Source organism: Flavobacterium sp. 20NA77.7, assembly GCF_031326205.1.
Classification (GTDB): Bacteria; Bacteroidota; Bacteroidia; order Flavobacteriales; family Flavobacteriaceae; genus Flavobacterium; species Flavobacterium nakdongensis.
In genome coordinates, this window is sequence record NZ_CP133721.1 from 1948093 (window position 1) to 1960903 (window position 12811).

16 protein-coding genes are annotated in these 12811 nt (G+C 30.9%); 11 read left to right on the top strand and 5 right to left on the bottom strand.

The annotated features are described in order from the left end of the window. The first annotated feature begins 2 nt into the window (after positions 1-2). From pnuC to RF683_RS08785, 4 genes are all read left to right on the top strand, one after another. Positions 3-614 carry a nicotinamide riboside transporter PnuC gene (gene pnuC / locus RF683_RS08770; RefSeq protein WP_309531919.1) on the top strand — a complete coding sequence of 204 codons (612 nt, stop codon included), beginning with the start codon at positions 3-5 and terminating at the stop codon, positions 612-614. Then, positions 584-2122 carry a DUF4301 family protein gene (locus tag RF683_RS08775; protein ID WP_309531920.1) on the top strand — a complete coding sequence of 513 codons (1539 nt, stop codon included), beginning with the start codon at positions 584-586 and terminating at the stop codon, positions 2120-2122. Before pnuC ends, RF683_RS08775 begins: the two co-directional genes overlap by 31 nt. 2 nt (positions 2123-2124) lie before the next feature. After that, entirely contained in the window at positions 2125-2526 is a 402-nt protein-coding gene (gene arfB / locus RF683_RS08780) for an alternative ribosome rescue aminoacyl-tRNA hydrolase ArfB (protein ID WP_309531921.1), read from the top strand. A 245-nt stretch (positions 2527-2771) separates the two neighbouring features. Then, on the top strand, positions 2772-4961 hold the full coding sequence (locus tag RF683_RS08785) for a TonB-dependent receptor (RefSeq protein ID WP_309531922.1): 2190 nt from the start codon (positions 2772-2774) through the stop codon (positions 4959-4961). A gap of 6 nt (positions 4962-4967) precedes the next feature. Here the strand turns inward: RF683_RS08785 and RF683_RS08790 are convergent, their stop codons facing one another. Further along, the gene (locus RF683_RS08790; protein ID WP_309531923.1) at positions 4968-5396 is read right to left on the bottom strand and encodes a Rieske (2Fe-2S) protein; all 429 of its coding nucleotides are present in this window, start codon (positions 5394-5396) and stop codon (positions 4968-4970) included. A gap of 150 nt (positions 5397-5546) precedes the next feature. On the opposite strand from RF683_RS08790, the gene greA reads away from it, so the two are divergent. The 3 genes from greA to RF683_RS08805 are packed head-to-tail and all read left to right on the top strand — an operon-like array spanning position 5547 to position 7358. After that, positions 5547-6023 (top strand): transcription elongation factor GreA, encoded by a 477-nt coding sequence (greA, locus tag RF683_RS08795; RefSeq protein WP_288983240.1) that lies wholly within the window; start codon positions 5547-5549, stop codon positions 6021-6023. Positions 6024-6026: 3 nt separating this feature from the next. Continuing rightward, on the top strand, positions 6027-6416 hold the full coding sequence (locus RF683_RS08800; protein ID WP_309531924.1) for an HIT family protein: 390 nt from the start codon (positions 6027-6029) through the stop codon (positions 6414-6416). 42 nt (positions 6417-6458) lie between these two features. After that, positions 6459-7358: a hypothetical protein gene (locus tag RF683_RS08805; protein ID WP_309531925.1), complete on the top strand. Its 900-nt coding sequence runs from the start codon at positions 6459-6461 to the stop codon at positions 7356-7358. A 1-nt stretch (position 7359) separates the two neighbouring features. Here RF683_RS08805 and RF683_RS08810 read toward each other — a convergent pair whose 3' ends face one another. Next, entirely contained in the window at positions 7360-8508 is a 1149-nt protein-coding gene (locus RF683_RS08810) for a sensor histidine kinase (protein ID WP_309531926.1), read from the bottom strand. 125 nt (positions 8509-8633) lie between these two features. Between RF683_RS08810 and RF683_RS08815 the strand changes: the two genes are divergently transcribed. The 4 genes from RF683_RS08815 to RF683_RS08830 all read left to right on the top strand — a co-directional run bounded on the left by RF683_RS08815 (position 8634) and on the right by RF683_RS08830 (position 11367). After that, positions 8634-9509, top strand: coding sequence for a flavin reductase family protein (locus RF683_RS08815; RefSeq protein WP_309531927.1), 876 nt, complete (start codon positions 8634-8636; stop codon positions 9507-9509). Between the two features lie 11 nt (positions 9510-9520). After that, positions 9521-9910, top strand: a complete 390-nt coding sequence (locus RF683_RS08820) for a DUF3127 domain-containing protein (protein WP_309531928.1) — start codon at positions 9521-9523, stop codon at positions 9908-9910. Between the two features lie 93 nt (positions 9911-10003). Then, on the top strand, positions 10004-10639 hold the full coding sequence (gene aat, locus RF683_RS08825; protein WP_309531929.1) for a leucyl/phenylalanyl-tRNA--protein transferase: 636 nt from the start codon (positions 10004-10006) through the stop codon (positions 10637-10639). Between the two features lie 11 nt (positions 10640-10650). Further along, a complete protein-coding gene (locus tag RF683_RS08830) occupies positions 10651-11367 on the top strand; it encodes a DUF2490 domain-containing protein (protein WP_309531930.1) in 717 nt (238 codons plus the stop codon). Between the two features lies 1 nt (position 11368). Here RF683_RS08830 and RF683_RS08835 read toward each other — a convergent pair whose 3' ends face one another. The 3 genes from RF683_RS08835 to RF683_RS08845 are packed head-to-tail and all read right to left on the bottom strand — an operon-like array spanning position 11369 to position 12808. Continuing rightward, the gene (locus RF683_RS08835; protein WP_309531931.1) at positions 11369-11581 is read right to left on the bottom strand and encodes a VF530 family protein; all 213 of its coding nucleotides are present in this window, start codon (positions 11579-11581) and stop codon (positions 11369-11371) included. A gap of 26 nt (positions 11582-11607) precedes the next feature. Next, a complete protein-coding gene (locus RF683_RS08840; RefSeq protein WP_309531932.1) occupies positions 11608-12165 on the bottom strand; it encodes a DNA-3-methyladenine glycosylase I in 558 nt (185 codons plus the stop codon). Further along, positions 12158-12808, bottom strand: coding sequence for a queuosine precursor transporter (locus RF683_RS08845; RefSeq protein ID WP_309531933.1), 651 nt, complete (start codon positions 12806-12808; stop codon positions 12158-12160). The genes RF683_RS08840 and RF683_RS08845 overlap by 8 nt, the downstream gene beginning before the upstream one ends. Positions 12809-12811: the final 3 nt, after the last annotated feature.

Here is a 12811-nt window from a genome sequence, read left to right on the forward strand (position 1 = left end):
TCGTGATTGATTTTTTCATAAACCAATATAAAAATGCTCTTCAATGGCAAATAGTATGCGAATTTATCGCATTCTTTTTTGGCATTCTAAGTGTTGTATTTGCAAAGAAAAAAAATTACTGGGTATACCCTACCGGACTTATATCTACAATTATAACGGTGTATTTATTATATAAAGCAAGTTATTTTGGCGACATGACTATTAATATATATTATTCAATCATGAGTGTGTATGGCTGGTATAAATGGACTGCATCAACCAAAAATGCTACTTTAAAAATTAGCAGAACAACTAAACGAGAGAAAATTATTGGTTTAGGATTATTCATTTTTACCATGTTTCTTACCTATTTTGTGTATGTTTTTTTCAACTATACACTTAAAATTCCTAATTATATTGATATTTTTACATCCGGAATCTTTTTTACAGCCATGTGGTACATGGCTTTAAAAAAAATTGAGAATTGGATACTGTGGATTATTGGCGATTGTATTGCCGTTCCTTTATTTGCTTATAGAGGACTAGGCATGTTAGCCTTACAGTATTTGATTTTTACCATCTTGGCAATTTTAGCATATTTAGAATGGAAAAAATATTTAGCGAAGCAGACTTAGAATATATCTTATCAAAAGGGTATGACCTTGAAAAAATAAAGCAACAACTTCATTTTTTTCAACAAGGTGTATCTAAAATTAATTTAGTGAAGTCAGCTACCATAGGAGATGGAATATGGCAACTTAACGAAGAAGAAAAAACTTCGTTTAGCCACTATTTTGACACACATAAACTAAATTATTCTATTGAAAAATTTGTTCCAGCATCGGGTGCAGCGACAAGGATGTTTGAATTTTTAAGTGCTTTTTTAAATCATTTTAACCCCGATACAGATACCGTTACCAGTTATATCAACAAATTTGGAGACCAAAATTTAAATGTATTTATTGTAGGCATACGCAACTTTCCTTTCCATTCGCTTTTAAAAGAAAAGACAAAAGAAATTTTTGCTGATTATGCTTCTTTCTCCAGAGATCAAAAAATACATGCTATTATTTATACACTTCTCCATAAAAACGGACTTGATTATGCTTCAAAACCTAAAGGAATTTTACCTTTTCATTTTAAATCGAATCAAATTGTAACACCTATTGAAGAACACATAGTAGAAGCAAACCATCTAAAAAACGGAAGTGAAAAAGCAACTATACACTTTACCATTTCTAAAGAATTTCAAGCCGATTTTGAAGCCATAACTTCAAAATATGACACTATTAATATTCAGTTTTCTTATCAAAATGAAAAAAGCGACACTATTGCGGTAGATAAAAACAACATGCCTTTCAGACTAAAAAATAATACGTTGTTATTTAGACCCGCAGGACACGGCGCATTAATTGAAAATTTGAATGCCATAAATGCAGACTTAATTTTTATTAGAAACATAGACAATGTTTCTCATTCCGAACTAGACACCATAGTTAGTAATCAAAAAATATTAGGCGGTGTTTTACTAACTATACAACATCAAGTTTTTGACTATTTAAACATATTAGATGATGAAATAGTGTCTGCAGAATTAATTGCAGAAATTAAAAATTTTGTTGAAACCAAGTTATCTTTCACTTTGCCTGAAGAATTTGAAATGTTTCAAAACACATACCAACAAGCTTATTTAATTAAAATATTAAACCGGCCTATTCGTGTTTGTGGTATGGTAAAGAATGAAGGCGAACCAGGCGGGGGACCTTTTTGGGTTAAAGATGATAAAGGTCGAATTACGTTACAAATTGTAGAAACTTCACAAATCGATTTACTCAATGAACATCAAAAAAACATTGTGAATAGTGCCACGCACTTCAATCCGGTAGATTTAGTTTGTGCTGTAAAAGATTTTAAGGGTAATAAATTTAACCTTAACGAGTTTATTGATCAGGAGGCAGTAATAATTACTCAAAAAACAAAATCAGGCCAACCTATTAAAGCTCTTGAATTACCTGGACTTTGGAATGGAGCCATGGCAAAATGGGCCACTATTTTTGTAGAAGTTCCTTTAGCTACTTTTAATCCAGTTAAAAATGTAAATGATTTACTTAAACCCGCTCACCAACCCATTTCTGAACTATAAAGATGAATAAAGAAGTTATTTTAACTGAAATTTCTTTTAAAGCAGTTAGAAGCAGTGGTGCAGGTGGACAAAACGTAAATAAAGTAGCCACTAAAGTCATTTTAACCTTTCTAATCTTTAAATCCAAAGGCTTAACTGAAGATGAAATTACTTTACTTCAAACGAAACTACAAACAAAAATTTCTCAAGAAGGCGTATTTCAACTAGCATGCGACGAAGACCGAAGCCAACTTAAAAATAAAGAATTGGCAATTAAACGCTTTTTTGATGTTTTGAAAAAAGCACTACAAAAACCAAAAGAACGAAAAGCAACTAAAATTCCAAGAGCTGTTAAAGAAAAACGATTAACCGCTAAAAAAGAAATAAGCGCTCTAAAACAAAATAGAAAAAAACCAAACATTTAACATCTGTACTTGTAAATTTAATAGAAAGAATATTATCTTTGCCCTGTCTCAAAGGGGTGCCAAGATTCTTTCAAAACGAACGAATTGAAGCTGAGATTATACCCATAGAACCTGGGCAGGTAATGCTGCCAAGGAAAAAACCGAGAAACCAACACAACTGCATTCCAAACGGAGTGGAGGAATCTCAAAAACTTTAATTATTAACAAAGAATAATTACCCCTTTTATTCGTATAAAAATTTACGAATGAAAACTTTATTCAAATTAAGCAAAAAGCAAAAAGCAAAGAGTGTAAACACTTTTTTTGGCAAACTTTTACCCACTGTATGTTTCTTATTACCCATTACCTTATTTTCGCAAGAAACACAAAAAGACACCGTAAAATCAATTGAAGAAGTATTGATTACTTCTGTAAGAGCCAAAGACAAAAACCCAATCCCATTTACTAACGTTAAAAAAGAAGCTATCGCTCCACGAAATTTAGGGCAAGACATTCCTATACTGTTAAATTACCTTCCGTCTGTTGTTACAACAACAGATGCGGGCGCTGGAATAGGCTATACCTACATGAGAGTTAGAGGCTCCGATGGTTCTCGAATTAATGTTACACTGAATGGAATTCCATTTAATGACAGTGAAAGTCATGGTACTTTTTTTGTTAATTTACCTGATTTTGCTTCCTCGTTAGAAAGCATGCAATTACAACGTGGCGTAGGAACTTCTACCAGTGGTGCAGGAGCTTTTGGAGCCAGTTTAAATTTACAAACCAAATTACTTCAACCAAAAGCTTATGCAGAAATTTCAAATTCAATAGGTAGTTTTGGAACAAGAAAACATACTTTGAATTTTGGAACGGGACTGCACAACCATTTAGAAATGAATGCTCGAATTTCAAATATTGCATCTAAGGGCTATATAGACAGAGCCTCTAGCAATTTATTTGGCTATTTTTTCAATGTGAATTATAGTACCGAAAAAACATTAATCAAAGCGATTGCTTTTGGAGGAAAAGAAAAAACATATCAAGCGTGGTATGGCATTGAAGATGAAGAAAAATTGAAAAATGACCGTACGTTCAATCCTGCAGGTATGTACTTTGACACCAATGGAAACATGCAGTTTTACGATAATGAAACCGACAATTATTGGCAAAATCATTTTCAATTACATTGGAATCAAAAATACAATTCAAATTGGCAATCAAATATAGCGTTGCATTATACATTAGGAAAAGGATATTTTGAACAATATAAAGAAGATCAAGATTTTATAGATTATAATTTACCTAATTTTAACGGAAATACCACAACCGATTTGGTAAGAAAAAGATGGCTGGATAATGCTTTTTTCGGAATAACCTTTGCTGCTACATACAAAAACAAATCTACTGATTTTATTGTAGGAGGTGCTGCTAACAGATATCAAGGTAAACATTTTGGAGAAGTAATTTGGACACAATACTATATACCTATATCAAATCGATATTACAACAATTTTGGAAATAAAGATGATGTCAATTTTTATTCAAAATTAGCACAACAAATAGGAAAAGTAAATGTTTTTGTTGACTTACAATATCGAATGGTCTTTTACCAAGCAAATAGCACTAAATTTAATGATGTAAATGATGTATTTAGATTCTTTAATCCAAAGGCGGGCGCCACATACCAATTAAACACTAATCATGCACTATATGCTTATTTTGGCATGGCAAATAAAGAGCCTAGAAGAGATGATTATGAAAATGGTAGTGCAAAACCCGAGCATTTACAAGATTATGAATTGGGCTGGAAATATGCGCAAAAGAGAATAAAAATTAATCTTAATGGTTTTTACATGAAATATAAAAATCAATTAGTAATGACAGGAGCATTAAATGATGTAGGCTCTCCTATTTTTACAAATAGTGGAAAAAGTTACCGTATAGGCATAGAGCTTGAGTCTGTTGTGCAACTAAGTAAAACGTTAAGTACAATGCCAAATATTACTTTAAGTCAAAATAAAAACCAAGATTTTTATTTTCAACGAAATGGAGTGTTAGAAAACTTAGGTAATACAACCATTGCATTTTCACCGAGTATAATTATTGGTAATGCATTTACTTATAAACGCGCTCAAAACATGCAATTCAGTTTGCTTTCTAAATATGTAGGGAAACAATATATGGGAAATATTGATGCTAAAAAGTCTATTTTAAGCGCTTATTTCATTAATGACATAAATGCTTCATATGAATTAAAAATCAACAAAAACATTAAGTCCATTGTTTTTTCAGGCTTATTAAACAACATATTTAATGTAAAATATGAATCAAATGGATATTTTTACACTTATGATGACACATGGAGTGGACCTACTACACAAACCATTGAAGGTGCTGGTTTTTACCCGCAGGCAGGAATTAATTTTCTAATAGGTATGAATATTAAATTCTAAAATTTACTAATTAAAAACTCTAAATGAAGTGGCATCAATCATTTGAACTCTATACGTTTTCATAGGATATTGTTTTCCAGCGGCCAAGCCAGTAAACATGCTATAGTTAGCATTATCACAAGCACAAACGGCATTAATACCGCTAATTGTCATGGTAGAACAATCTGTTAAGGACTGATTGGGACAGGCTGCATCATATGCTAAATAATTTCCGCTACCTGCATTAAAAACAATTAAACCTCTAATTCCTGCACCAGCAGTATTTATGTAAACACCATTTGAAGGATATAATAATGTAGCATATTGTGGAAGATTCATATTGATAACGATATCAAACGAATAATTAGGCAAATAAGGATTGTTATTCGTGCGGTTATCCTTATCACATGATGAAAAAGAAAAAATGAAAAGTAACACTAGTGAAAAATATTTCATTGTTTTTTAAGTTTTTATTGAAAATCAAATTTAATTTTTATATTTGACAAACTAAAAAAACTAAACGAAAAATATTTAAATAAATTGTATCTTTGTAGAAAGGAATCCCATTTTAGTGGGATTTTTTCTATTTTATAAATTAATGACGTTATGAGTACAGTATCTTATTACACAGCCGAAGGATTAAAAAAATTAAAAGACGAATTAGATCATTTAAAATCTGTAGAGCGTCCAAAAGCCTCACAAGCTATTGCTGAAGCAAGAGACAAAGGTGATTTATCTGAAAACGCAGAATATGACGCGGCAAAAGAAGCACAAGGTCTATTGGAAATGAAAATTTCTAAAATGGAAGAATTGGTAGCAAATGCACGTATTATTGACGAATCTACCCTAGATGTCTCTAAAGCATTAGTGCTTTCTACCGTGAAAATAAAAAATCAACAAAACGGAATGGAACTAAAATATACATTAGTTGCAGAAAGTGAAGCTGATTTAAAAACAGGAAAAATTTCGGTAACTTCTCCTATTGGAAAAGGGCTTTTAGGCAAAAAAGTGGGTGAAATTGCAGAAATTAGTGTCCCAAACGGCAAATTAAGCTTTGAAATTTTAGAAATCACGAGAGACTAAATTATGTCAAGCATTTTTACCAAAATAGTTAATGGAGAAATTCCTTGTTATAAAATTGCTGAAGACGAAAATTATTTAGCTTTTTTAGATGTAAATCCAAATGCGAAAGGACATACTTTATGCATACCAAAACAAGAAATTAATAAAATTTTTGATATGGAAGAAGACCATTATTTAGGCTTAATGGCTTTTTCTAGAACAGTTGCTAAAGCAATAGAAAAAACCATTGATTGCAAACGAATCGGTGTAGCTGTAGTAGGCTTAGAAGTTCCTCACGTACACGTACATTTAATTCCTCTACAAGACATGGACGATATGCGTTTTCAACGAAAAACAAGCCTAAGCCAAGAAGAATTTAATAATTTGGCAACTGCAATTGCGGCTAACCTATAAAACATACTACCACAATCAATAGATTGTGGTTTTTTTAAACTTATGCGCTATACTATTTTTATCCTTTTTTGTGGTTTTTTTTGTTTTTCACAAGAAGAAGAACCAAGCAGTGAAAATTATTTTTGGTCCTATGAGTACTACTTACCTCAAAAAGGCATAATTGCGGCAAAAAAATGTTTTATACGGGCTGAATCGTCAACAAAGAGCACAATACTTGACACTTTAAAAATAGGTGATTCCATAAAAATTATTGACCAATCAAAAAATAAGTTAACGTTAAACAACTTAAACCTTCCTTGGCTTTCCGTTGAATACTATAAAAAAGGTGTGTTAAAAAAAGGCTTTCTTTGGAAAGGCTTTGTCGCAATTGGCAACACGAGTTTTAAAAATCTCCAGTTTATAACTTGTTTATCAAATAAATTTAAGAAAAAAATTACTGATAATGGTTATACTTATGACCAAACCAATTTCGTGTTTACAATAAAAACCTGTGACCAAAATTTTACTATACTTTCTGAAAAAACGTTTAGTCATACAGTGGGAGAAAATTATACATTTACAAATACCGCAATAGACCATTGGGGATTAAAAAACATTTCATGCATATACAGAATCGCTTTTAATGGGGAAGCTTGTGGCATACCAACAGAATACAGCTATTTTTATTGGAATGGGGAAAAGTTAGAGTTTCTAATTGAAAAATATGATGTAGGTGATGCTAATGCTTATTATCATACGGAAGAATTTATTTTTCCTAAAGAAAAAGGAGGATTACCAGATACTATTATTAAAAAGATAAAAGATGCGGAAAATATCGACGAGTCATTGGAAACTTCAACCTTTAAAGTAGAAGAAATAATAGAATATTACTCTTGGAATGGTAGTAAAATTAAACTACTTAAAAAAGTAAAGAAAAAACCTTATTTTACAAAATACGAATAAGCTATGCCTTACTAAAAACAAGTTGCATCGTAGTTCCTTTACCAAGTTCAGAGTGTACAACCCTAATTTTTCCTTTATGATATTCCTGAACAATTCGTTTAGTTAAGGACAAACCTAAACCCCATCCTCTCTTTTTTGAGGTATAACCAGGTTCAAATATTTTTTTAAATTTATGTTTTGGAATGCCACTACCTGTATCAATAACTGTAATATAAACCTGTTTATCTCCTTCCACAATTTCAATAGATAGTTTTCCCTTTCCTTTCATAGCATTAATAGCATTTTTTACTAAATTTTCTATTGTCCAGCTATGTAAAACAGGATTAATTGCCACAAAAACAGGAATATTCGGTGCTTTAAATTCAAAAATAACTTGTTTAGAACTTCTGGCTTGTAAATACTCAAAAGAACTTTTCGTATCCGAAATAATATCTACTACTTCGAGTTTTGGTTCAGAGCCAATTTTTGAAAATCGATCTGTTATGGTTTGTAATCGAACCACATCTTTTTCAATCTCTTGAAGTGTAGATTGTGGAATGTTTTCTATTTTTAATAATTCTAACCATCCCATCAAAGAAGAAAGAGGTGTACCAATTTGATGTGCTGTTTCCTTTGCCATTCCTGCCCATAGTTTATTTTGAGTCGCTATTTTTGTGGCGCGATAAAAATTATACACCACACCTCCAAATAAAAATGCAACTAAAACTAAAGCTATAGGGTAATATTTTAATGTATTAAGAAGAGGAGAATCGCCATAATACAACCAATAATAATTATTTCCAGACCAATTTACTTTTATCGGTTTGTTTTGAGTTTTTATTCGTTCAAAATAGGATTTAATTTTAGCAGCATCTTTTACAATTAAACTGTCAATATTTTTAGTATTAATTACTTTGAACTCTTTATCAGTTAAAATTAACGGAATGGTTTTATTGTTTTCAATAATATAAGAGGGCAATTGAATGTCTGAATCTAAATTGGCATTCATTAAACTTTTTTGTGCGTTAGCCCATAACTCCATTTTGTTTCGCTCTTCTTCTTTAAATATTTGAAAAAACACATAGGTATTCCAAAGAATCAATGTAGCGATTAAAAAAGAGGAAATAATAATAACCCAACGTGTAATATTTCTTTTTTCAGAAAATTGCATGCATTCTATTTTGAGTAAAAATAATAAAAAGAGTATTGCCAAAAGTGATTCATAACTAGTTTTTTTATTTTTTTTACAAAGTCCATTAAAAAGAATTGAATTATATTTGTACAAACTAAATATCTATGTTGAGTATTGACCCAAAACAAATAGCACCTGCTAAACTACAAGGTTATCTACAAAGTGCCATAGCACCAAGACCTATAGCATTTGCAAGTACTTTAGATGAATATGGAAACCCAAATTTGTCTCCTTTTAGTTTTTTTAATGTATTTAGTTCAAATCCTCCTATCTTAATTTTTTCACCCGCTAGAAGAGTCAGAGATAATTCTATAAAACACACCTTAATTAATGCACAAGACACTAAAGAAGTGGTAATTAATGTGGTAAACTATGACATTGTACAGCAAATGTCTTTATCAAGTACAGAATATCCGGGAGGGATTAATGAATTTGAAAAAGCGGGGTTAACCATGCTGCCTTCTGACCTAGTTAAACCATACAGAGTTGCAGAAAGTCCCGTGCAATTTGAATGTAAAATTAATGAAATCATTCCTCTAGGTGACCAAGGTGGCGCTGGAAATTTAGTAATTTGTGAAGTGGTAAAAATGCACATTCATGAAGAAATATTAGACGATACAGGAACAATAGACCCTTTTAAAATTGATTTAGTTTCAAGATTAGGTGGAAATTGGTACGGAAGAGCCAATCAAGGTCTGTTTGAAGTGGAAAAACCTTTAACCACCTTAGGGATTGGAGTAGATCAAATTCCAGATTTCATTAAAGAAAGTGGTTATTTTGACGGTAATGACTTAGGTAAATTAGGGAATATAGAAAAAATACCAACTGACGAAGAAATTGCTATATTTGTAAAAGAAAATTTTGAAGTCAAAGCAGTATTAAGTGCAGACGATTTGCACACAAAATTTCAAAAAGCAAAAGAATATGTAGATAATGGAAAAGCACTTGATGCTTGGAAATTGTTATTAGCACAAAAATAAAAAATAATAGTATGGAAGTAATTGGTAAAATTAAAGTAATTAACCCTGTACAAGAGGTTAGTGCATCATTTAAAAAGAGAGAATTAGTTGTAACAACAGAAGAACAATATCCTCAACATATTTTAGTTGAGTTTACTCAAGCAAAAGTAGATGATTTGAATAGCTACCAAGTTGGCGAACAAGTAAAAGTTTCTATCAACTTAAGAGGTAGAGAATGGGTAAATCCACAAGGAGAAACTAAATATTTCAACTCTATTCAAGGTTGGAGAATTGAAAGAATGACAGCCAGTACTCAGCAAGAACAAGCTATGAGCACGGAAATGCCACCTATACCAGCTGCAGATGCTTTTGAGCCTGCAACTACTTTTAACGAAAACGAACACGACGATTTACCTTTCTAAAAGTTAGAAGTCAGAATTTAGAAGTCAGAAGTTATATAATTTCTGGCTTTTTCTTTTTCTAAATTGTAGTAACTGAATTCTAAATTTAAAATAATGTATTTTTTAACCAAAGAGCTTTATTTTCCTCCCATTACTGAAACTTCCAGTGAAGGTGTTCTTGCAATTGGTGGCGATCTATCTGCAGAACGGTTGATTTTAGCTTACAAAAATGGAATTTTTCCTTGGTTTAATGAAGACGAACCTATCTTATGGTGGTGTCCAGAAGAGCGTATGGTATTATTTTTTGAAGATTTAAAAATTTCAAAAAGCATGCGTAATGTTTTGAATCAAAACAAATTTAAAGTAACCTTTAATACCGCTTTCAACGAAGTAATTACGAGTTGTCAAAAAACAGCAAGAAAAGGACAAAACGACACTTGGATTACCGAAGAAATGGTAGAAGCCTATTGCAAGCTAAATAAATTAGGGGTAGCAAAAAGTGTAGAAGTTTGGCAAAATGATGAATTAGTGGGTGGCTTATATGGTGTAGATTTAGGAGATGTTTTTTGTGGAGAAAGTATGTTTTCAAAAGTTGCTAATGCGAGTAAAGTAGCCTTTATTCATTTAGCGAAGCAATTAGAAAAAGCAAATTATAAACTCCTCGATTGCCAAGTATATAATGATCATTTAGCTAGTTTAGGCTGTGTGGAAATTGACAGAGAAGATTTTATCAAAATACTTACATTATAATTTATTTAATTATGAAAAAAATTCTCCTCATTAGTATTATCCTAAATTTCAATATTAGCTTCAGTCAAAATTTAAAATTTTACGGCTTTTTACCAATACTTAATCAAACTGGGAAAATTAATAAAAAAACAAACTACAACCTTTTTATTTCTACTACCCTTGATTCATTTAATCAAAATATAAATGGAATTGAATATCCTGCAACTGATTTACAATTTTATTTGCAACCAAGCATTATTTATATTTTTTCTCCTAAGATAAACTATAGTTTAAGTTACACATATCAACGAAACAATCCTTTTAATGAGAATTATTTTAATGAACATCGTATTTGGGAACAAATAGCATTTTTATATAACATAGCAAATAGTCGTCTTTCAAACAGATTAAGATTAGAAGAAAGATTTATTGAAAATAAAATTAACAATAGTTATCCATTTTCAACTCGATTAAGGTATCAAATAGGTTTCAATACACCTTTTAAGAACAAGGATTTTTATTTGAATACATATAATGAATTTTATTTTAGTTTGACTGGAGCAAAGAACGCTACTTATAGTGAAAATTGGGCATATATAGGATGTGGATACAAAATAGGAAAAACAAGTCAACTAGAAGTTGGATATTTAAATCAAATTGCCGTTAGAAATAAACAAAAAGATTTACGCTTCTTAAATCTTTTACAAATAATGTGGATTACCAATTTTAATTTTAAAAAAAATAACTAAATTAATCTTCGAAATATTTTAAACTCTTTATATACAAATCTTCTACTTTTTTTCTTGCCCAAGGTGTTTTTCGTAAAAAAGTTAAACTTGATTTTATAGACGGATTACTCTTAAAACAATTGATAGGAATTAATTCTGACAAGGTATCAAAACCAAAATAGGCTACTAGTTGCTCTACGATATGTTGTAATGTTTTTCCGTGTAATGGATCCATCTTATAAATTAGTTTGGGTATTAATATCAATTTCTAGTCCAACAATCTTCTACATGATCATTAACCATTCCAGTGGCTTGCATGTGTGCATAAACTACCGTAGAACCTACAAATTTGAATCCTCTTTTTTTCAAATCCTTACTTAGCCTATCTGAAATTTCGGTTGTGGCAGGAACATCTTTTAAAGTAGCTGGCTTACTATCTATTGGTTTACCATCGACAAAAGCCCAAATATAAGTCGAAAAACTACCAAATTCTTCCTGTACTTTTATAAATGCTTGCGCATTAGTAACTGCGGCTTTAATTTTCAATTTATTTCTAATTATTCCTGCGTCTTCACATAGTGTTTGAATTTGTGCATCTGTAAACTGGGCTACTTTTTGAACATCAAAATTTTTAAAGGCTTTTCTAAAATTTTCTCTTTTTGCTAAAACCGTGTACCAACTTAAACCCGCCTGAAACGTTTCTAAAATTAAAAATTCAAAAATAGTAGCATCATCATATACGGGTTTACCCCATTCCTTATCATGATAATTTCTATACAAATCATCTTTTTCGCACCAAGCACATCGCAATTTACTCATTGTTATGAATGTATTTTTCAATTAAATAATGACCTAAATAAATTAATGGAGTGAGTAAAACCGCAATAATTAATTTAAATGCATATCCTGTAAATGAAAACTCAATATATTGTGAAGTAGTCCAAATTCCGGGTAAATAAAACGCAATTCCTCCTACCACAAAGGAATCAATTAATTGAGACAATACGGTAGAACCTGTACTGCGCAGCCAAAGCATTTTATTACCTGTTCTTTCTTTAAAAAAATTAAAAAAGGTAACATCTAAAAATTGAGCAACTAAAAAAGCTGTAATGGAACCTATAATAATTAAATTACTTTGACCAAAAACTTGTTTAAAAGCATCATTAGAAACAGGGCTTATTCCTTTCGCTTCGGGAATTTTCATAGCAAAATAAAGAATAATAAAACAGTATGAAATGAGCCCTGCAGTTATGATACTTAATCTTTTTACGCCTTGTTTACCAAAATATTCATTAATTAAATCGGTAACAATAAAAACAATAGGCCAAGGTAAAATTCCCATGCTCAAAACGAAGGGGCCAACTTGAATAAGTTTTCCTCCTATTAATTCTGCAGTAACCGCATTAGTAATAAAAATACCTGCTAGAATTACATATACTATTTCTTTTCTTGTTCGTAGCATTTA